We start from the raw sequence: 20,263 nt of genomic DNA, 5'->3' as shown, positions 1-20,263 counted from the left end.
ATTTCTAGCTTTTGCCGAGGGTAAGATTTCCTTATGCTCGATGTGCGCCGCCTGCGGCTGCTCTACGAATTCGCGGCCCAGGGATCGATAGCCGCCACTGCCGCGGCGACCGGCCAGACCGCCTCGGCGGTCTCACAGCAGTTGGCCGCCTTGGAGAAGGAGACCGGCGTGTCGCTCCTGGAGCGCACCGCCCGCTCGGCCCAGCTGACCGACGCGGGTCGCCGCCTCGTGGCCCACACCGCGCACATCCTCGAGGCGATCGACGCGGCCGAGACCGACCTCGCGGCCGAGTCCGCCCAGCCGCGCGGGCGGGTCACCGTCACCGCGTTCCCCACGGTCGCCGTCGCCCTCGCGGGCCCGATCGTGCGCCGCCTGCGCCGCTACCCCGAGCTCCAGATGGTCCTGCTCCAGCAGCACACCGTCTCGGAGTCCCTGGCGCGCGTGCGGTCCGGCGAGATCGACCTGGCCCTCATCGACGACTGGTCGGGCCAGCGCCGCCCGCCCACCTCGGGGCCGCTGACCTTCCACCACCTGGTGAACGACCCGCTCGTGGCGGTGCTGCCGATCAAGCACCCCTTGGCGGCCAAGGAGGTCCTGTCGGCGCACGAGCTGGCGGGGGAGTCCTGGATCGCGTCCCCGGAGGGCGAGCCGTCGCGGATGGCGCTGGCGCGGCTGTGGCGGGCCGAGGGGATCAGCGCGCCGGTCTCGGAGTTCGAGGGGCTCGACACGATCCTCACCTTGGTGGCGAAGGGCCTGGGGGTGACGGTGGCGCCGTGGATGGCCGCGGCCGAGCGCAAGGACGTGGCGGTGCGGAAGGTCGTCGAGGACCTGCCGGGCCGGGAGGTCTACGTGGTCCACCGGACGGCCTCCACGGGCCGCCCGGCGGTGATGACCGTGCTCCAGGCGCTGCACCAGGCCGCGCGGAAGCTCATGACCGCGGCCGAGAAGTTCTTATCGCAGGTGCGAGGGCGGGTACGGCGACTCGTCCTCGTCCCACGCCGCCGCCTCGGGTGCGGGCTTCGGCCTGGGCTTCGGCTTCTCCTCGGGGTCCTTGGGCTCCTTCGGCTTCGGCTGCCGGCGCGCGAGGTACGCGGCGAGCCAGGTCGTGATCGGCACGGCCGCGATGAGGCCGAGCGTGCCGGCGACCGACCGCACGATCTCGGTGGCGATCGTCTGGCTCGTGAGCACCTGCTCCAGCGGCCGGTTGGCGGCGGCGATGAGCACCAGCAGCGGCAGCGACGCGCCCGCGTAGGCGAGCACGAGGGTGTTCACGACCGAGGTCAGGTGGTCGCGCCCGACCCGCATCCCCGATTTGAACAGCCGCGCCGGACCCCATTTCGGGTTGGCCTTCGCCACCTCGTCCACAGTGGCGGCCTGCGAGACCGTCACGTCGTCGATGACGCCGAGCGCGCCGATGAGGATGCCCGCCAGGAGCAGGCCCGACATGTCGATCGGGTACTGCAGCGCCAGGTTCGTGGTGTTCTCGTCGAGCACCCCGTTGAGCTTCGTGAGGTTCACGGCCGCCTCGGCCAGGAGCACCGTGACGACGAGCGACGCGAGCGTCCCGACCACGGCCACCGTGGTCGTGCGGTTCCAGCCGTGCCCCAGGTAGAGCGAGACGAGCATGATCGCGGCCGAACCGACGACGGCGACCAGGATCGGCGAGGACCCGTCGAGGACCGCCGGGACCATGAACAGCAGCACCACGGCGAAGGTGATCCCGAGGCTCACCAGCGACCGCAGGCCCTTCCACCGTCCGAACGCGACCACGGCGAGCGCGAACGCGATCACGAGCGCCCACAGCGCACTGGAGCGGTCGTGGTCGATGATGTGGTACTGCTGGCCCGAGACCGAGTCGGGCGTGTGGAGGAGGATGACGTCGTCCCCGGCCTCGACGACGGGAGCGCCTGGGCCGCTGGGGATGTCGACGACCGTCTCCTCATCGGCGTGCTCGCCGGTGAGGAGCCGCACGACCACGTCGCCGCACACGGTCGCCTGCAGCTGCTCGTTCAGCTCGGCGTCGGCCGCGTCGCATTCGGTCTCGTTCACCGTGAGCACGTGGCCGTCGACCTCGGTGCCGTACCCGTCGATCCCCTCGGCGTCGGCGACCCCCGAGGGCCACAGGAGGATCAGGCCCAGGAGCGTCACGGCCGCCGCGGGGACCAGGATCCACAGCGCGGCGCGGGGGACGGCGTCGTTCGGGACGGCATGGCTGTGCATGGGCTGCTTCGCGGAATCCTCGTTCACGACCGTGAGCTTACGATCCCCGCCCCCCGGCGCGGCGCAGCAGCGCGCCCCGACCGGCCCCCGCTGCGGCGGCGGCCGGTCTGATATCCGCATTGGCCGGACAAATCGGACCGTGAGCGGTCGACTACCTGCAGTTTCGGACTGTAGCGCTCCAGTCGCCCAGAGTCAGAAACGTCATACGTCCACCGGGTCGACCCAGCGGACCGCGGAGTAATTGCGCCACAAGTGGAGCAGTGCCGGGTCCCCGCGGACCAGCAGATCGTCGAACGGCAGCCGGTTCCACAGCGCCAGGTACAGCAGCTCCACCGGGCCCTCGATGACGCAGTGCGGGGTCTCGACCTCGCTGAACGTCACGAGCGGACCCGTATCGGTGGGGTGGATGTACCAGTCGCCGCGCCCCGGCGGCAGATCGGTGGCATGGATGTGGAGCACGGACGGGCGCAATGCCCGCACCCTGCTCGAGGGCCTGCCGTGGAACCCCAGCAGCAGCTCGTCGATGCCGTCCGCCGCGAACTCGGGACAGATCGGTGAGATCTCGTCGCCCCGGGCCTGCTCGGCGTCGACACGGTGGATGGTGGTCTCGTGGGCCTGCCTGCGGACCCAGAAGCGGCGCGACGACTCGGAGGGGAACATCTGCCAGCACTGGAGCCCGCTCGGAGCGGCCTCCAGCACGGCCGCGAGCCGCAGCAGCCCTTCGCGGACCCAGTCGACCAGCAGGTCGTCGTGCGGCATGGGCCCCACGATGCGCTGGAACTCCTGTTTCCGTGGATCGTAAGGCAACGCTTCGCCCACGATCGCCGCCGCCCAACGATGGACGGTCCCGATGTGGGTCAAGAGATCCTTGACGTTCCATCCTGGGCAGGTGGGCACGCTCGCATTCAGCGCGAGTTCTCCACCAGCGACAGCGATCCGCTCCCCTTCGGTGCGCAGCCCGTTGATTTGATCGCCGATGTTCATCCCCTGAAGTTTCGCACCTGTGTCGCGAATTACGCAAGCTCGAGCATCGGACCGATACATAAGTGTTAAAAGAGGAAGCGCTGGCGAGTAGGACGTTAAGGGACTCCCGCCCCATCGGCCGCACCCGGATAGGGTCGGGCCGTGGAACACCGACTGCTCGTCATCACCGCGATCCCCGGCTGCCCCCGGCCGCTCACCGAGCAGGTCGCCCTCGCCCTCCGCGGCGGACCCTTCGCACTCGTCTTGCGCGACAAGCACCTCAGCTGGGACGAGCGCACCGCGCTCGCCGCAGCCCTGCAGCCGATCCTCGACGCGGCCGGAGGCCTGCTCATCGTCGCCGACCCGGCCGCACCGGTCGCCGCCGCGCACCTCTCGCGCACGTTCCCGACGCCCCGGCCCCGGCCCGCGATCGTCGGCCGCTCCGTCCACGCGGGCGAACCGATCGACCCCGGCCTCGACTACTGCACCTACTCGCCGATCTGGCCCACCGACTCCAAACCCGGGTACGGGCCCGCGGTCGGGACCAGTGCGCTGCGCGAGGCGTGCGCGGCGAGCCCGGTCCCGGTGTACGCGCTCGGCGGCGTCACCGGCCCCGACCGGGCCCGCGCCGCAAGGGAGGCGGGTGCGGCGGGGGTCGCGGTCATGGGCGCGGTGATGCGCGCCGCCGACCCGGAGCGCGCGGTGCGCTCGCTCCGGGCCGCGCTGGCGTTACCTGGTCAGGCCGTTGTCGGCGATGACCTTGGAGTAGAACTTCGCGCTGTCCTTGGGGGTGCGCTGCTGGGTCGCGTAGTCGACGTGGACGATGCCGAAGCGCTTGTCGTAGCCGAAGGCCCACTCGAAGTTGTCCATGAGCGACCAGGCGGTGTAGCCGCGCACGTCGGCGCCGGCCTCGATCGCGTCGTGGACGGCCGCGATGTGCGAGCGCAGGTACGCGACGCGCTCGTCGTCGTGGACCTCGCCGTCCTCGCTCGGCCCGGTCGGGTAGGCCGCGCCGTTCTCGGTGATCATCGTGGGGACGCCGTAGTCCTTGTGGATGCGCACCAGCAGGTCCGTCAGGCCCGTGGCGTCGACGGCCCAGCCCATGTCGGTGAAGTCGAGCCCCTCGGGGGTGTAGGTCTCGACGCCGATCGTGCCGGGGCCGACCTCGCTCTCCGGCTCGTCCGGGTTGGCGCGCAGCCAGGTCGGGCTGTAGTAGTTGACGCCGAGGACGTCGATCGGCTGGTTGATCTGCGCGAGGTCGCCGTCCTGGACGAAGGACCAGTCGGTGTGGTGCTGGGTGCGCTCGATGACGTCGGCGGGGTACTGGCCGCGCAGGATCGGGTCGAAGAAGACCCGGTTCGCGATGCCGTCCACGACCCGCACGGCCTCTTCTTCGCCGCGGCACTGGGTCGGGTTGAGCACGATCGAGACCTGGTCGGCCCCGGCGGCGCGCAGCGACTGCACGGCGAGGCCGTGCGCGAGGTTGAGGTGGTGCACGGCGGCCAGCGCGGCGGCGGGCTCGGTGCGGCCGGGCGCGTGGTGGCCGTTGCCGTAGCCGAGGAAGGCCGAGCACCACGGCTCGTTGAGGGTCCACCAGGTGTGGACGCGGTCGGAGAGGCGCGCGCCGACGATGGCGGCGTAGTCGCCGAAGCGCTCGGCGGTCTCGCGGGCGGGCCAGCCGCCGCGGTCCTCGAACGTCTGCGGGAGGTCCCAGTGGTAGAGCGTGGGCATCGGCTTGATACCGGCGGCCACGAGCTTGTCGACGAGGCGGTCGTAGAAGTCCAGGCCCTTGGGGTTGGCCGGGCCGGTGCCGTCGGGCTGGATGCGCGGCCATGCGATGGAGAACCGGTAGGTGTCGACGCCGAGGGAGGTCATCAGCGCGATGTCCTCGTCGACGCGGTGGTAGTGGTCGCAGGCGACGGCCCCGGACTGGCCGCGCCAGGTCTTGCCGGGGGTGGCGGAGAACGTGTCCCAGATGGACTGGCCCCGGCCGTCCTCGGTCGCCGCGCCCTCGATCTGGTAGGAGGCCGTGGCGGTCCCCCACAGGAAGCCCTGGGGGAAGGTCAGCTGCGTCATCGGTCGCACCTTTCGCGAACTATTCGGCTGTACTTCTGTAACAGCAGGAGGTTGCCGGGCCTCGGAATGATACGTCATTGGTATCGCTCCCATTAACTGGGTGCCGACAGATATCGATCCAATCCCACCCGGTAACGATTCAGCAATGCACACTTGACAATCAGTGTTACCCAGAGCACCATTGCCAGCGTCGTTCCAACGGCGGGTGAGGCAGTCCCGACCTGGGGCGGAACCAGTGAGAGCGGTTCCCCGCAGGCAGGGACAGGGAGGCAGTCGGACTCGCCGGGGGCACCAACACCTGCGAAGAGAGGGAAACCCCGATGAGCAAGACGCGAAGAATATCCTGCCTTGCGGCTGCCGCCAGCGCCACCGCGATCGCCGTGACGGCGTGCGGCGCCCCCGACGAGGGGAACGACCAGGAGAACTTCAACATCCGCGGTGAGATCCCCGCGGCCGCCGAGGACTGCGCGCAGTACGACTCCTACGGCGACTTCGAGGACGAGACCGTCACCATCTTCGGCTCCATCCTCGACCAGGAGGCCGACGAGATGCAGGCCGGCTGGCACTACTTCGAAGAGTGCACCGGCATCAACATCGAGTACGAGGGCACCGGCCAGTTCGAGGCCGACATGAAGGTCCGCGTCGACGGCGGCACCGCGCCGAGCATCGCGCTCTTCCCGCAGCCCGGCCTCATGTCCAACTTCAAGGACGACCTCATCGCGGCCTCGCCGGAGCTCTCCGCGCTCGCCACCGAGGGCTGGAGCCCCGACTGGCTCGAATACGGCACCATCGACGGCACGCTCTACGCCGCGCCGAACTCGGCGAACGCCAAGTCGTTCATCTGGTACTCGCCGCAGTTCTTCGCCGACAACAACTACACCGTCCCCACCACGTGGGACGAGCTGATCACCCTCTCCGACACGATCGCCGCCTCCGGGATCACCCCGTGGTGCGCCGGCTTCGAATCGGGCGGCGCCACCGGATGGCCGGGCACCGACTGGATCGAGGACATCGTCCTGCGCGAGGGCACCGACCTGTACGACCAGTGGGTCAACCACGAGATCCCGTTCAACGACGCGCGGATCGTCGCCGCGATCGAGAAGGCCGGCACGGTCCTGCAGAACGAGGAGTACGTCTTCAACGGGCCGGACACGATCAGCTCCACCGCGTTCCAGACCGGCGGGCACCCGATCCTGAACAACGAGTGCGCGTTCTACCGCATGGCCTCCTTCTACGGCGCCATGTGGCCTGAGGACACCGAGGTCGCCGAGGACGGCGACGTGTTCGCCTTCCAGTTCCCCGAGACCGACCCGGCCGCCAACACCATGCTCGTCGGCGGCGAGTTCGTGGCCGCGTTCTCCGACTCCGAGGCCACCGAGGCCACCCGCCAGTTCCTGGCGTCGGAGCTGTACCACAGCACCCGCCTGCAGACCGGCCCGTGGAGCACCGCCCAGCAGGGCGTCGACCCGTCGGTCGCCACCACGCCCGTCAACGTGTACGCCACCGAGATCCTGACCGACCCGGCCGTCACCGTCCGCTTCGACGGCTCGGACCTCATGCCCGGTGAGGTCGGCGCCTCGTCCTTCTGGACCGGCATCGTCGAATGGGCCGACGGCGCGAAGACCGCGCAGCAGATGGCCGACGACATCGAAGCCTCCTGGCCGCAGTAGCCTGCCGCCTGCGCAGACGTAGATGAAGCCGAGCGGGACCCCACCGGTCCCGCTCGGCCCCATTGCACCCGCGGCGCAGCGCAAGCCGCCGACGGGCGCTGCACAGACAACTGGAGTCGCACAACGTGGACATCTCCGATTACACCGACCGCTTCGGCCTCCTGGGCGTCGGCCTGGTCGCCTTCGCGGCGGTCCTACTGGGCCTCTACGGCCTCGCCGAACTCGCCTCGCGGCGCGACCGCAGCCGCGCGGTCGCCCTCGTGTTCCTCGCCCCCGCCGTCCTGTTCCTCGTGGTCGGCCTCGTCTACCCCGCCATCCGCACCGTCGCCATGTCGTTCTACTCCGGCGACGGCTCGCAGTTCGTGGGCGTCGACAACTACACCTGGGCCGTCACCGACCCGGACGCCCTCAGGGTCCTCATCAACACCGTCATGTGGATCGTCATCGTCCCGCTGGTGTCCACCGTGGTCGGCCTCGTCTACGCCGTCCTCATCGACGGCCGCAGAGGCGAGCGCGTCTACAAGGCCCTCGTGTTCCTGCCCATGGGCATCTCCTTCGTGGGCGCCTCCATCATCTGGAAGCTCGTCTACGAGTACGACCGCTCGGGCGACCAGATCGGGCTCGCCAACCAGGTCCTCGTCTGGTTCGGCGCCGACCCGGTCAACTGGCTCACCGTGAACCCGTGGAACAACCTCCTGCTCATGGTCGTCCTCGTCTGGATCGAGGTCGGCTTCGCGACCGTCGTCCTCTCGGCGGCCCTCAAGGGCGTGCCCACCGAGATCGTCGAGGCCGCCCGCATCGACGGGGCCAGCCCCTCGCAGATCTTCTGGAAGGTCACCGTCCCGTCGATCCGCTCGGCCATCGTGGTCGTCGCGGTCACCGTCTTCATCGCCACGCTGAAGCTCTTCGACATCGTGCGGGCCATGACCGGCGGCCACCAGGGCACCGACGTCCTCGCCCACAACATGTGGGACCAGGCCTTCCGGCTCGGCAACGACGGACGCGGCGCCACGATGGCAGTGCTGCTGTTCGCGCTCGTCATCCCCGTCGTCATCTACCAGGTGCGCAACATGCGCCGCCAGGAACTGGAGACCCGATGAGCGTCGACACCACCGCGCAGGAGCAGGCCTCCCGGATCGGCGAGACCCGCGGCCAGCGCCTGCGCCGCGTCCTCTCCAGCCGCCTCGCCAGCGTCATCGCCCTCGTCATCGCAGCACTGTGGACGATCCCGACCGCCGGGCTCTTCATCTCCTCGCTGCGTCCCGAGGACGACATCAACGAGACCGGCTGGTGGATGTTCTTCACCGATCCGGGCTCGGCCACACTGGAGACCTACAACTACGTCCTGTACTCGAACACGCAGGGCGGCGGGCTCATCCGCAACCTCATCAACACGATCGTCATCACCATCCCCGGCGTGGTCATACCGGTGGTGTTCGCCGCCATGGCGGCCTACGCGCTGTCCTGGATCAACTTCAAGGGCCGGAACTTCCTGTACATCGCGATCTTCGCGCTGCAGGTCGTCCCGCTCCAGATGGCGCTCATCCCGCTGCTGTCGTTCTTCAGCAAGGGCCTCCACATCGGCGGCGTGACCATCACGCCCGCCTGGGAGCTCGAGGGCGTGAACACGATCGTGCAAGTCTGGATCGCCCACGCGATCTTCGGGCTGCCGCTGGCGATCTTCCTGCTGCACAACTTCATGCGGGAGCTCCCGGGCGACGTCATGGAGGCCGCCCGGATCGACGGCGCCACCCACTCGCAGATCTTCCGCAAGGTGGTCCTGCCGCTGGTGACCCCGGCGATCGCGTCCATCGCGATCTTCCAGTTCCTGTGGGTGTGGAACGACTTCCTCGTCGGCCGCACCTTCGGCGGCGGCGAGGCCACCCGGCCGCTCACCGCGGTCCTCGGCGACATGGCCGGCAGCTGGGGCAACAACTGGACCCGCCTGCCGGCGGCGGGCTTCCTCGCGATCATCGTGCCGCTCCTGGTGTTCCTGCTGCTCCAGCGCTACTTCGTGCGCGGGCTGCTGGCGGGTTCGGTCAAGGGCTAGCGAGACCGAAAAGGAGGGAGGGGCCGCGAGGCCCCTCCCTTCCGGTCTACCTGCCCTCGTTCCACAAGCGCTGGAAGTGCTGCGCGTAGCGGTCGGCCACGCCCTGGTTCGCGACCCGCAGCACGTTGTCGTCGGCGTGCTTCAGGCCGTTCCCGTTGAGGTTGTGCGTCCCGGTCCACACCACCGCCCGGTGCTCGCCGCCGAAGCCCGCCTCCGCGACGATGTACTTGTTCCGGTGCGCGTCATGCACCTTCACGTTCCGCGATCCGAGCTTCTCCTCGACCCACCGCGGACTCGACGTCTCCGCGTCGAGCACCACCACCCGCACCGTGCAGCCCAGGCCCTGGATCCGGTCGAGCTCGGTGCGCACGGCCGGGCGGTTCGACTGGAAGTTCGCGTGTGCCACCAGCACCCGGTCGCCCGAGGCGCACGCGGTGATCTCCGCGAGCTGGTCGGCTACCGCATCGCTCCCGCGCGAGAACACCCACGCCCGCGCCAGGCTCCCCGTGGTGCTCTTGTGCTTGTCGGTCCAGCCGTCCCAGTTCCCGGCGTACAGCCGGTTCCAGTACGACGTGTAGAAGTCGAACAGGTCCCGATCGCCGTGGACGCCGAGGAGGTTGTGCGCCTGTGTCGTCTGCGACCACGTGAAGTTGAAGCTCGTCACCAGCACTGTGGGCGCGCCGCCGTGCTCGATGAGGAAGAACCGGTTGTGCATGGGGCCCTTGCGGGTCCCGTTCGCGTTCGGCAGGCAGGAGCCGGAGCACTGGCGGACCTTCACCCCGGCGGCCCTGAGCTTGCCGATCACCGGGTCGTTCGCCGCCGGCCTGTCGGAGCGGGTGCCGATCACGGCCTGCACGTCCACGCCGCGCTGCTCGGCGGCGACCATCGCATTCGCCAGCGCCGCCACCGGCGGGTCGAGTGTCCACTGGTAGGCGGCGGCGCGGATCGTGTCGCCCGCCCCGGTCGCGTCGACCTGCTGAACGATCTCACTGACGATCGCGGTGTCCTTGGCGCCGTTGGGGTCCGTGCCGCACATCGTGTAGCTGCCGGTCCTGGCGCAGCCGGTGCCCGTCGCATCGGCTTCGGCCGAGACGGTCACCGTCAGGGCCGCGAGCAGCGCGCCCGCCGCCGCCAGGGCGATGATGCTCCGGTTCATGCCGGTCTCCTTCTGCGGTTGCCTGAGACATGAACATGGCACGGGTTCGGGGCGGTGGCGGGTTTTCGGGCGGGTACCGGACGTTTCGCATGGTAGGGCGGTCACGGCCGTGTAATTTCCACGAGGGTGAAATGGGGTCGTTGTCAGGCGGATTCCTGGAAACGACAGTCGGATACCCGACGATTTCTCAACAATCAATGGAGGTCCCCAAACTCGCAGTGCCGATTCGACCAGTGCAGTCAGGAGTCATCATGAGTATGAGCGCCGCAGGAGAACTGCCCGAGGAATTCCGCAGGGACCTCGCCGAACAGGCCAAGCAGACCGCCGAGCACCCGGAACCGCACTTCCTCGCCGAGGAGCAGCCGCGGCTGGCCGAGCCCGCGAGCGGCTGGCTGCTCATCGGCATGCTGCTGGTGGTGGCCGTGGGAGTGCTGCTGCTCCTCATCTTCGCCTCGGGCGGCAACGCGGAGCAGTCGCTGATGCTCTAGGCCCGCCGCGCTGGAACACGCTTGCATCACTGCCGCCCCGTCACGGCGCCGTCCGCGTTGCGGGAGTGGCAAGATCGGGACCGTGGAAACCTGGCGTGGAATAGACGCGACCCCCGAGGGCTGGCCCGCCTCAGTGATCGCCATCGGCGTGTTCGACGGCGTGCACCGCGGCCACGCGGCCCTCGTCCGCACCGCCGTCAAGGCCGCAGCCGAGCGCGAGGCCCGCTGCGTCGTCGTCACCTTCGATCCCCATCCGACCGCCGTGGTCGCACCGCACGCGATGCCGTCGCAGCTCACCGGCATCGAGCGGCGCATCGAACTGCTCGGCGCGCTCGGCGTCGACGCGGTGTGCGTGCTGCCGTTCACCAAGGAGCTCTCGCAGCTGAGCCCGGAGTACTTCGTGCGGCACGTCCTCGTGGGCGGCCTGCACGCCAAGGCCGTGGTCGTCGGCGAGAACTGGCGCTTCGGCCACAAGGCCGCCGGCGACGTCAAGCGACTCGCCGAACTGGGCGAGGAGTACGACTTCGAGGTCCTGCCGCAGACCCTGACCTCCGACGAGGAGGTCTTCTCCTCGACCCGCGTGCGCGGCCTCATCGCCGCGGGCGACGTGGCCGGTGCGGCGGTGCTGCTCGGACGCGACCACGGCATCGAGGGCACGGTGGTCCACGGGGCCGGGCGCGGCGGGACCGCCCTGGGCTTCCCGACCGCGAACATCGAGTGGACGCCGGGCGCGGCGATCCCCGCGGACGGGGTGTACGCGGGCTGGTTCCAGCATCACGCCGACCGCGACTCGCACCGCCACGCCGCCGCGATCAGCGTCGGCACGAACCCCACCTTCGAGGGCACCGCGCGCACGGTCGAGGCGCACCTGCTCGACTTCGACGGCGACCTCTACGGCGAGCACGTCCGGCTCGACTTCACCGAGCGGCTGCGCGGCCAGATCACCTTCGACGGCCTCGAACCGCTCATCAAGCAGATCGAGACCGACGTCGCAGACACCCGCCGGGCTTTGGACCTGGGCTGACGCCCTGTTAGCCTGGACAGGTTCTGCAACTGACCAGCCTGCTCGACACCGCGGGTTGGCCGTAACCATGAAAGGGTGTTCGAACATGGCGCTCGACGCTGAAAAGAAGGCCGCGATCATCAAGGAGTACGCGACCAGTGAGGGCGACTCGGGTTCCACCGACGTCCAGGTCGCGATCCTGACGACCCGCATCCGCGAGCTCACCGCCCACGTGCAGGAGCACAAGCACGACCACCACTCGCGTCGTGGCCTGCTCCTCCTGGTCGGCAAGCGCCGCCGCCTCCTCAAGTACCTGAAGAAGGAAGACATCACGCGCTACCGTGCGCTCATCGAGAAGCTCGGCATCCGCGACAACGCTTAATCGCGACTTGCAGAAAGGGAGCGTCCCGCCTGGGACGCTCCCTTTCGCCTACCCCGTCCGAGTGCCTGTCCCGGCTCACTTTTGCTTCGCCTGTGCCGCCGCGTCGGCCGGATAACGTATGGTGGGGATTGAGCACACGCTCGACCGCAGCGCCTCAGGGAGGCGCGGCGCGGCCCGCCAAAGACCGCCCCGGTCCTCGGTAGTGGCATCCGGAACGTCCCGCTTGAAGCGGGGCCGAGCTTCCGAGTGCTTCGATCGAAGACCGGAAAAGCGCGCCGGCGAGCCGCATTCCGAACGACGCAGTGCGCTGCACTGCAAAAGGAGATCGACACTCTATGTCCGATAACCAACGGACACCCGAGGCCTTCAACCTCGGGGAGCACCACGCCACCGCCGTGATCGACAACGGCGCCTTCGGCACCCGCAAGATCGTCTTCAGCACCGGCCGCCTGGCCAAGCTGGCCCACGGCTCCGCGATCGTCCAGATGGACGACACCGTCGTCCTCTCGACCACGTCCGCCTCGAAGAACCCGAAGGACCACTTCGACTTCTTCCCGCTGACCGTGGACATCGAGGAGCGGATGTACGCCGCCGGGCGCATTCCCGGCTCGTTCTTCCGCCGCGAGGGACGCCCGAGCGAGAACGCCATCCTCATCTGCCGCCTGATCGACCGCGGCCTGCGCCCGTCCTTCGTGTCGGGTCTGCGCAACGAGGTCCAGGTCATCGGCACGATCCTCTCGGTCGACGCCCGCGACGAGTACGACGTGGTCGCCATGAACGGCGCCTCCATGTCGACCCAGCTCGCCGGCCTGCCCTTCTCGGGCCCGCTGGGCTCGACCCGCATCGTCCTCATCGACGGCACCTGGGTCGCGTTCCCGACCCTGGAGCAGATCGAGAAGGCCACCTTCGACATGATCGTCACCGGCCGGGTCCTGGACTCGGGCGACGTCGCGATCATGATGGTCGAAGCCGAGGCCACCGCGGGCGCCATCGGCCTCATCGCGGCCGGCGGCACCAAGCCCACCGAAGAGGTCGTCGCGAGCGGCCTCGAGGCCGCCAAGCCGGTCATCGCCGAGCTCGTGCGCGCCCAGGCCGAACTGGCCAAGGTCGCCGCGAAGCCGCAGGCCGACTACCCGCGCTTCCTGGACTACCAGGACGACGCGTACGCCGCCGTCGAAGCGGCCGTCTCGGCCGAGCTCGACCAGGCGCTGCAGATCGCCGACAAGACCGACCGCCAGAACGAGCTCGACCGCGTCAAGTCGGTCATGCTCGAGAAGCTCGGCGCGGACTTCGAAGGCCGCGAGGCCGAGCTGGGCGCCTCGCTGCGCTCGCTCACCAAGAAGCTGGTCCGCAAGCGCGTCATCAGCGAGGGCGTCCGCATCGACGGCCGCCTGCCCGCGTACATCCGGCCGCTCGCGGCCGAGGCGGGCATCCTGCCGCGCGTCCACGGCTCGGCCCTGTTCGAGCGCGGCGAGACCCAGATCATGGGTGTCACCACGCTGAACATGCTGCGCATGGAGCAGGCCATCGACACGCTGTCGCCGGTCAGCAAGAAGCGCTACATGCACAACTACAACTTCCCGCCGTACTCGACCGGTGAGACCGGCCGCGTGGGCTCGCCCAAGCGCCGCGAGATCGGCCACGGCGCGCTCGCCGAGCGCGCCCTCGTGCCGGTGCTGCCGACCCGCGAGGAGTTCCCGTACGCGATCCGCCAGGTCTCCGAGGCGCTCGCGTCCAACGGTTCGACCTCGATGGGCTCGGTCTGCGCGTCCACGATGTCGCTCATGAACGCCGGCGTGCCGATCAAGGCCCCCGTCGCGGGCATCGCGATGGGCCTCATCTCCGAGGAGGTCGACGGCGAGACCAAGTACGTCACGCTGACCGACATCCTCGGCGCCGAGGACGCTTACGGCGACATGGACTTCAAGGTCGCCGGCACCGCCGAGTTCGTGACGGCCCTGCAGCTGGACACGAAGCTCGACGGCCTGCCGTCGGACGTGCTGGCCCAGGCGCTGCAGCAGGCGAACGACGCCCGCCACGCGATCCTCGACGTCATGCTCGACGCGATCAGCGAGCCCGGTGAGCTGGCGCCGACCGCGCCGCGCATCACCACGCTGAAGATCCCCGTGGACAAGATCGGCGCGATCATCGGCCCGAAGGGCCAGACGATCAACCAGATCCAGGACGACACGGGCGCGGACATCACCGTCGAGGACGACGGCACGATCTACGTGTCGGCGGAGAACGGCGAGGCCGCTCAGGCCGCGGTCGAGACGATCAACGCGATCGCGAACCCGACCCTCCCGAACGTGGGGGACCGGTTCCTCGGCACGGTCGTCAAGACCACCGACTTCGGCGCGTTCATCTCGCTGACGCCGGGCCGCGACGGCCTCCTGCACATCTCGAAGGTCGGCGACGGCAAGCGCGTCGAGCGGGTCGAGGACGTGCTGGGCGTCGGCGACAAGGTCGAGGTCGAGATCGGCGACATCGACAACCGCGGCAAGATCTACCTGGACAAGGTGTACCCGGAGGGCCAGGAGCCCGAGGGGTACAAGAAGGGCCGCCCGGCCGAGCGCAAGGAGTCCCGCGGGGACTCCCGCGGGGACCGGGGCGATCGCGGTGACCGCGGCCCGCGCCGTGACCGCGAGCGCTCCGGTGAGCGTTCCGGTGGCGGCGAGCGCAGTGAGCGCCCCGCGGCCTCCGGTGGCGCCGGCAGCGACGGCGAGCGCCGTCGTCGCCGCACCCGCCGCAGCGACGAAGGCGGAGGCTCGGAAGAGTAGATGAGTCGACCCCAGACTCACACGCTGATTGACGATCCGCTGGGCGGCACGGTCCGAGTGACCGTGCTGCCCGGCGGTTTGCGTGTGCTCACCGAATCCGTCCCGACCATGCGCTCCGCCTCGGTGGGCGTGTGGGTCGGCGTGGGGTCCCGCGACGAGGCCCCCGAGCTCGCCGGCGTCTCGCACTTCCTGGAGCACCTGCTGTTCAAGGGCACCGAGAAGCGCACCGCCACGGAGATCGCCGAGGCCGTGGAGGCCGTCGGCGGCGAGTCGAACGCGTACACCGCGCGGGAGCTGACCTGCTTCTACGCGCGCGTGCTCGACGACGACCTGCCGATGGCCGTCGACGTGCTCGGCGACGCCATGTGCAACTCGCTCGTGACCCCCGCCGACGTCGAGGTCGAGCGCGACGTGATCCTCGAGGAGATCGCCGCGTCCGCCGACGAGCCGTCCGATGTCGTGCACGAGCTGTTCTCGCTGGCGCTGTTCGGCGAGGGGGCCCTGGGCCGGGACATCGCCGGCGACCCTGACACCGTCCGGGCGCTCACCCGCGACCAGATCTTCGACTTCTACCGCGAGCACTACCGGGCCCCGAACCTGACGGTGTGCGCGGCGGGCGGGGTCGACCACGCCGAGACCGTGAAGCTCGTGGCGGAGGCGTTCGCGCCGATCCTGGGCGGCGCCGAAGTGCCGCGCCAGCGCCGCCACGACGACGACCTGCTGCCCGCGCCGGTGCCGCTCATGGTGGAGCACCACGACACCGAGCAGGCGCACCTGGTGGTCGGCTGCCGCCTGTTCTCGCGGCACGACCACCGCAAGGACGCCTTCGAGGTGCTGAACAACATCCTCGGCGGCGGCATGTCCTCGCGGCTGTTCCAGTCGGTGCGCGAGCAGCGCGGCCTGGCGTACACGGTGTACTCGTTCTCGACGTACTTCGCGGACACCGGCATGTTCGGCGTCTACGCCGGCTCCAACCCCGACCGGGTCCACCAGGTCCGGGACCTGGTGCTCGCCGAGCTCGCGAAGGTGGCCGCCGAAGGCGTCACCGAGGCGGAGCTGCGGCGCGGCCAGGGCATGAGCAAGGGCGGCATGGTGCTCGCGATGGAGGACTCCGGTTCGCGCATGAACGCGCTGGGCCGCGAGGAGCTGCTGTACGGCGAGCACACGAGCCTGGAGCGGGACATCGCCGACATCGAGGCGGTGACCGTCGATCAGATGAAGGCGGTGGCCGCCGAGATCCTCACGCAGCCGATGACGACCGTGGCCGTGGGGCCGTTCGACCAGAAGGATTTCGCATGATCAAGGTGGGTGTGCTCGGCGCGCACGGCCGCATGGGCAAGGCCGTGTGCGAGGCGGTGGACGCCGCCGAGGACATGGAACTGGCGGCGACCGTGGGTCGCGACGAGGCGCTGGACGCCCTCACCGGCGTCGACGTGGTCGTGGACTTCACGCTGCCGGACGTCGTGATGGGCAATCTGGAGTGGTGCGTCGACCACGGCATCCACACCGTGGTCGGCGTGTCGGGCTTCGACGCGAAGCGCCTGGAGGCCGCCCGCGAGATCATCGCGGCGGACCCCGAGGTCGGCTCCGTGATCGCCCCGAACTTCGGGATCGGAGCGGTGCTGATGATGCAGTTCGCGGCGAAGGCCGCCAAGCACTTCGACTCGGCGGAGATCATCGAGTCGCACCACCCGCGCAAGGTCGACGCGCCTTCGGGCACGGCCGTGCACACTGCGCGCGTGATCGCGGCGGCCCGCGCCGAGGCCGAGCTGCCGGACATGCCGGACGCGACCGAGACGGACCCGCAGGGTGCGCGCGGTGCCGAGATCGACGGGGTGCGCATCCACGCGGTCCGCTCGGCGGGCTATGTCGCGAGCCAGGAGGTGCGCTTCGGCGGCCCCGGCGAGCGGTTCGCGATCAGCCACGACTCGCTCGACCGGGCCTCGTTCATGCCCGGCGTGCTGCTGGCGGTGCGCGAGGTCGTGAAGCGCCCGGGCCTCACGGTGGGCCTGGACGACCTGCTCGACTAGCGCTCAATGACGAAGGGCCCGCCGAAAGGCGGGCCCTTTTCTCGTCTCTGCTACTCGGTGGCGGGGCTTTCGCTGACGGTGTCGTCCTGCGGGGTGGGGCTGGCGGTCTCCTCGGTGCCGCCGGACCCGGCGTCGGGCGTGGGCGACGCGCTGGGCGAATCGGTCGTCGCGGACTCGCTGGGGGAGGTGCTCGGTGAGGGCGACTCGGAGGTGGCGGACTCGCTCGGGGACGCCGATTCGCTGGGCGCCACGGAGGTCGTCGGGCTCTCGGGGCTCTCGCTCTCGACGTGGGTCTCGATGATGATGGTCTCGGGGCCGTCGCTCACGAACCGCTCGGGGTCGCCGGTCAGGGCGCCGAGCAGGTAGAGGGCGGCGACGGTGAGGGCGAAGACGAGGACGCTGGAGACGAGGATGGCCACGAGGGTCCGCTTGTTGGACTGGGTCTTCGTGACGTGGCCTTCAGGGGCCGGTTCGGCAGGGATCACGATCTCGTCGGTGTCTGCAGTGCCGAAGGGCCTGGTGGCGTCGGAGCCGCCGGCAGCGTCGGCTGCGCCCAGCGGTTCGGTGGCGTCGGGCTGCTCGGCGAGGACGGCCGTCTCGTCCGGGTCCGCTGCGGTGCCGGGGAGCTTCGCGGTGGCCTGGACGCTGCCTGGCCCGAGCGGCCGGGTCACCGCGGTGGCCTTGCCTCGGGCGACGGGCGCGAGCGCGGTGATCTGCTCTTTGATCTTCTCGCCGGTGCGGCGCATGGCCCGGAGGATGAGGACGGCGCCGATGGAGGAGCAGACGCTGAGGACGGCGGTGCCCGCCAGGGTGCCCCAGAGGCCGAGGAGTTTGGCGAGGACCGCGCCGAGGACCGTGGCGCCCGCGGCGGCGAGGACCTGGCCGATGCTCAGTTCCAGGCCGGGGTCGTGTTGCTTGTGCCCCTTGCTTTTCGACTCGTATTGAGTCACCGGCCCTCCCCGCTGGTGTTATAGATCCGTTATGCCGACAGGCTCACCAGAATACGGGCCGTAGGGGACACGGCTACGGTTTGTGCTGGAGCTAACGGCTCACGCTGACGGGTTGCCGACGGAGTGGCGGCGCAAACGCCGCGACTGCCACAGCCACAGCAGCCCGCACGCGACCAGCAGGAATGCGATGCCGGCGATGAGGAACGCGACGCCGTCGTTCTCGACGGCGGTGGCGTTGAGGTCGTACTCCTCACCGGGGGTCATGGTCCAGGTGACGGTGCGGCCCTCGAGGGTGCCGTTGTGCTCGGTGACGCGGGCGGGGAAGTCGACGCTGAGGAGGATCTCGGCGTCCTCGAACGCGTCGGGGTCGAGGAACCCGGCGGCGCGCAGGTCCCAGTGGCCTTCGAGGCCGTACTCGCGGCCGGTGTGGTCGAGGCGGAGGTAGCCCCAGTCGTCGCCGCCGAACTCGGCGAAGTCGCCGAGCGGGCGGTCGGTGAAGGTCGCGGTGTAGCCGCTGTAGCCGTCCTCGTCGTAGGGGGTGCGCTCGGTGCCGGGCACGCCGTCGAGGAGGGCGTCGAGGAACGCGTCGAGCTGCGCCTGGTCGAGCCCCTCGTCGCCGGCTTCGGCCACGAACTCGTCGCTCCAGGCGGCGGTGAACGCGCCGCCCACGGTGTCGTCGGGGCGGACCTGGAGCCCGAGGTCGAGCCGGAGGCACCCGGAGGTGGCGACGAGCAGTCCGAGCGCGGCGGCAGCGGCGACCGCCCGGCGAGTGTGCAGACCCAGCATGACCTGAGCCTAGGCCCGGAAAAGCGCCGATTCACCGGTTTCGACCGACTCAGGGGGAGCGGCATGTCGTACCCCCGTGCCACCCTGTTACCGGGGGCCCTGGAAACGAGCCTCAGCTGCTCTCGCCCTGCCTTCGTATCGAGCACAGCGGCGCAATGTCGTACCCCCGTGCCACCCTGTTTTCGGGGGCCCTGAAAACGAGCTCCGGTGGCTCTCCCCGTGCCCGCCGAACTCGCGCGCTCGGCCGTTCCCGTTAGGCTGTGGGGGAGGAGGCGATGTGTGCGCAGTCGATGAGGCCACGCTGGTGTCAGAACCGGGCCAGAGCCCGCCGGAGCCCAAGCGCGGCAACCCGGTGCAGCGCTGGGTCACGGGCTTGTTCGGCCACCCCGCATTCGCGCCGCTCGCGATCCTCGGCTGCTTCTCGGCCGCCGCGGCCGGGATCGTCGCCACGGACCCGACCGACAACACCGGCCCCAGCACCTGCCTGTTCAAGATCGCCACCGGCTTCGACTGCCCCGGCTGCGGCGGCACCCGCGCGTTCTACTACCTCGCCACCCTCAACCTGCCCGAGGCCGCGCGCCACCACCTCATGGCCGTCTTCGCCGCCCCGTTCCTCGTCTGGATGTACCTCGCCTGGGCCCTGCCGCGCCTCGTCCCGCGCCGCACCTGGCGGCTCCCGACCTTCCACCTCACCCCGAACGCCCTCACGACGTTCCTCATCGTCTGGGGCGTCTTCTTCATCGCCCGCAACCTGCCGTGGGAGCCGTTCAGCTTCTTCTACGTATGAGCAGAAAAGGCCCGGCCGACTGCGCCGACGCTCGCAAGGCGAGCAGGTGCACAGTGCGGCCGGGCCTCACTCGGGTGTTGGGTTGCAGCTGTTACGCGTAAGCGCTCGCGCGGTGCAGGTAGATGTCGCCCGAGACCGAGCGGGCCCGCACTTCCAGGCTCGTGCCGGTGCTCGACGGGGCCGGCGAGGTGTCGCCCGTGGCCAGCTCCGAGGTGACCGAGCCCGCCTTGGCGTCCAGGTCGACCCAGATGTCCGTCCCCGGGATCACGCCGAGGCTGATGCGCCCCGAGACCGTGTTCGCCTTGACCGAACCGGAGCGCAGCGCGCTCAGCTCGATCCCGCCCGAGAGCGTGTTCACGTTCGCGTTCGAGTCGAGCCGCTCGGCCGTGATCGAACCGGCCACCGTCTTCGCGGAGAAGTCCCCGCCGACGTGGTCGGCCCGCACCTGGCCCGAAGCGGTGTTCGCACGGAAGTCCTCGACCGCGTCGATGACGCTGATCGAACCCGAGACGGTGTTCGCGCGGACGCTGGTCGCGTTCTCCACCGTCGCCGAGCCGGCGACCGTGTTGATCGAGACCGCGCCGAGCTTGCCGTGCAGGCTGATCGGCGCCGAAGTCGTCTTCACCGAGATCTCCGAGCGGACCGGCACCTTCACCGCGAGGTGGACGCCGATCTCCTTGCGGAAGAACCAGTTCTGCGCCTTCTCAGGGGCCACGACGCGCAGGTGCCCGTTCTCGAACTCGACGCGCGCCAGGTCGGCGGCGTCGGCGTCCCCCTCGGTGCGGCGCTGCGCGGGCTTGACCTCCACGAGCACCGTGTCGAGCTCGTGGGCGGTGACGGTGACCGAGCCGTCGGCGAGGGTGATCGCCGCCGTGATCGGGCCGTCATGGGTGAATTCGGTGTACTCGTTCATGCTCGGTGC

17 protein-coding genes and 2 pseudogenes are annotated in these 20,263 nt (G+C 69.8%); 12 read left to right on the top strand and 7 right to left on the bottom strand.

Annotated elements, in window-relative coordinates; genetic code table 11:
* Window positions 1-33 precede the first annotated feature (33 nt).
* Window positions 34-861 (top strand): annotated as a pseudogene (locus tag AB0I03_RS11175) (LysR substrate-binding domain-containing protein); the annotation flags it as partial.
* 90 nt (window positions 862-951) lie between these two features.
* Here AB0I03_RS11175 and AB0I03_RS11170 read toward each other — a convergent pair.
* A complete protein-coding gene (locus tag AB0I03_RS11170; RefSeq protein WP_360410144.1) occupies window positions 952-2,247 on the bottom strand; it encodes a YibE/F family protein in 1,296 nt (431 codons plus the stop codon).
* A 174-nt stretch (window positions 2,248-2,421) separates the two neighbouring features.
* A complete protein-coding gene (locus AB0I03_RS11165) occupies window positions 2,422-3,204 on the bottom strand; it encodes a maleylpyruvate isomerase family mycothiol-dependent enzyme (protein WP_270114469.1) in 783 nt (260 codons plus the stop codon).
* A gap of 141 nt (window positions 3,205-3,345) precedes the next feature.
* Here AB0I03_RS11165 and AB0I03_RS11160 point away from each other — a divergent pair.
* A pseudogene (locus AB0I03_RS11160) lies at window positions 3,346-3,798 on the top strand (thiamine phosphate synthase); the annotation flags it as partial.
* Window positions 3,799-3,912: 114 nt separating this feature from the next.
* On the opposite strand, the gene AB0I03_RS11155 reads toward AB0I03_RS11160, so the two are convergent.
* Window positions 3,913-5,259 (bottom strand): GH1 family beta-glucosidase, encoded by a 1,347-nt coding sequence (locus AB0I03_RS11155; RefSeq protein WP_360410141.1) that lies wholly within the window; start codon window positions 5,257-5,259, stop codon window positions 3,913-3,915.
* A 320-nt stretch (window positions 5,260-5,579) separates the two neighbouring features.
* Between AB0I03_RS11155 and AB0I03_RS11150 the strand changes: the two genes are divergently transcribed.
* From AB0I03_RS11150 to AB0I03_RS11140, 3 genes are all read left to right on the top strand, one after another.
* On the top strand, window positions 5,580-6,929 hold the full coding sequence (locus AB0I03_RS11150; RefSeq protein WP_360410138.1) for an ABC transporter substrate-binding protein: 1,350 nt from the start codon (window positions 5,580-5,582) through the stop codon (window positions 6,927-6,929).
* Between the two features lie 125 nt (window positions 6,930-7,054).
* Complete coding sequence (locus tag AB0I03_RS11145; protein WP_360410135.1) at window positions 7,055-8,029, top strand: sugar ABC transporter permease; 975 nt, start codon at window positions 7,055-7,057, stop codon at window positions 8,027-8,029.
* Entirely contained in the window at window positions 8,026-8,979 is a 954-nt protein-coding gene (locus AB0I03_RS11140) for a carbohydrate ABC transporter permease (protein ID WP_360410132.1), read from the top strand. The genes AB0I03_RS11145 and AB0I03_RS11140 overlap by 4 nt, the downstream gene beginning before the upstream one ends.
* A 46-nt stretch (window positions 8,980-9,025) precedes the next feature.
* Here AB0I03_RS11140 and AB0I03_RS11135 read toward each other — a convergent pair whose 3' ends face one another.
* Window positions 9,026-10,135 (bottom strand): phospholipase D-like domain-containing protein, encoded by a 1,110-nt coding sequence (locus AB0I03_RS11135; RefSeq protein WP_360410129.1) that lies wholly within the window; start codon window positions 10,133-10,135, stop codon window positions 9,026-9,028.
* 251 nt (window positions 10,136-10,386) lie between these two features.
* Here AB0I03_RS11135 and AB0I03_RS11130 point away from each other — a divergent pair, with 251 nt between their 5' ends.
* From AB0I03_RS11130 to dapB, 6 genes are all read left to right on the top strand, one after another.
* Window positions 10,387-10,623 carry a hypothetical protein gene (locus AB0I03_RS11130; protein WP_360410126.1) on the top strand — a complete coding sequence of 79 codons (237 nt, stop codon included), beginning with the start codon at window positions 10,387-10,389 and terminating at the stop codon, window positions 10,621-10,623.
* Window positions 10,624-10,705: 82 nt separating this feature from the next.
* Window positions 10,706-11,647 (top strand): bifunctional riboflavin kinase/FAD synthetase, encoded by a 942-nt coding sequence (locus AB0I03_RS11125; RefSeq protein ID WP_360410123.1) that lies wholly within the window; start codon window positions 10,706-10,708, stop codon window positions 11,645-11,647.
* Window positions 11,648-11,732: 85 nt separating this feature from the next.
* Window positions 11,733-12,008 (top strand): 30S ribosomal protein S15, encoded by a 276-nt coding sequence (gene rpsO, locus AB0I03_RS11120; protein ID WP_270114460.1) that lies wholly within the window; start codon window positions 11,733-11,735, stop codon window positions 12,006-12,008.
* Window positions 12,009-12,343: 335 nt separating this feature from the next.
* Window positions 12,344-14,788, top strand: coding sequence for a polyribonucleotide nucleotidyltransferase (locus AB0I03_RS11115; protein WP_360410119.1), 2,445 nt, complete (start codon window positions 12,344-12,346; stop codon window positions 14,786-14,788).
* A complete protein-coding gene (locus AB0I03_RS11110) occupies window positions 14,789-16,087 on the top strand; it encodes a pitrilysin family protein (protein WP_360410116.1) in 1,299 nt (432 codons plus the stop codon).
* Window positions 16,084-16,818: a 4-hydroxy-tetrahydrodipicolinate reductase gene (gene dapB / locus AB0I03_RS11105; protein ID WP_360410113.1), complete on the top strand. Its 735-nt coding sequence runs from the start codon at window positions 16,084-16,086 to the stop codon at window positions 16,816-16,818. Before AB0I03_RS11110 ends, dapB begins: the two co-directional genes overlap by 4 nt.
* A gap of 50 nt (window positions 16,819-16,868) precedes the next feature.
* Here the strand turns inward: dapB and AB0I03_RS11100 are convergent, their stop codons facing one another.
* Together AB0I03_RS11100 and AB0I03_RS11095 are read right to left on the bottom strand one after the other, a co-directional pair.
* Window positions 16,869-17,768, bottom strand: a complete 900-nt coding sequence (locus AB0I03_RS11100) for a hypothetical protein (protein WP_360410110.1) — start codon at window positions 17,766-17,768, stop codon at window positions 16,869-16,871.
* Window positions 17,769-17,867: 99 nt separating this feature from the next.
* Window positions 17,868-18,554 carry a hypothetical protein gene (locus tag AB0I03_RS11095; protein ID WP_360410107.1) on the bottom strand — a complete coding sequence of 229 codons (687 nt, stop codon included), beginning with the start codon at window positions 18,552-18,554 and terminating at the stop codon, window positions 17,868-17,870.
* A gap of 277 nt (window positions 18,555-18,831) precedes the next feature.
* Between AB0I03_RS11095 and AB0I03_RS11090 the strand changes: the two genes are divergently transcribed.
* Entirely contained in the window at window positions 18,832-19,341 is a 510-nt protein-coding gene (locus AB0I03_RS11090; protein ID WP_360410104.1) for a DUF2752 domain-containing protein, read from the top strand.
* A gap of 91 nt (window positions 19,342-19,432) precedes the next feature.
* Here the strand turns inward: AB0I03_RS11090 and AB0I03_RS11085 are convergent, their stop codons facing one another.
* A complete protein-coding gene (locus AB0I03_RS11085) occupies window positions 19,433-20,254 on the bottom strand; it encodes a DUF4097 family beta strand repeat-containing protein (RefSeq protein WP_360410101.1) in 822 nt (273 codons plus the stop codon).
* Between the last annotated feature and the right edge of the window lie 9 nt (window positions 20,255-20,263).

The sequence above is a fragment of the Glycomyces sp. NPDC021274 genome (assembly GCF_040641195.1).
Lineage (GTDB): Bacteria > Actinomycetota > Actinomycetes > Mycobacteriales > Micromonosporaceae > Glycomyces.
This window is presented reverse-complemented; position numbering and strand designations above follow the sequence as displayed.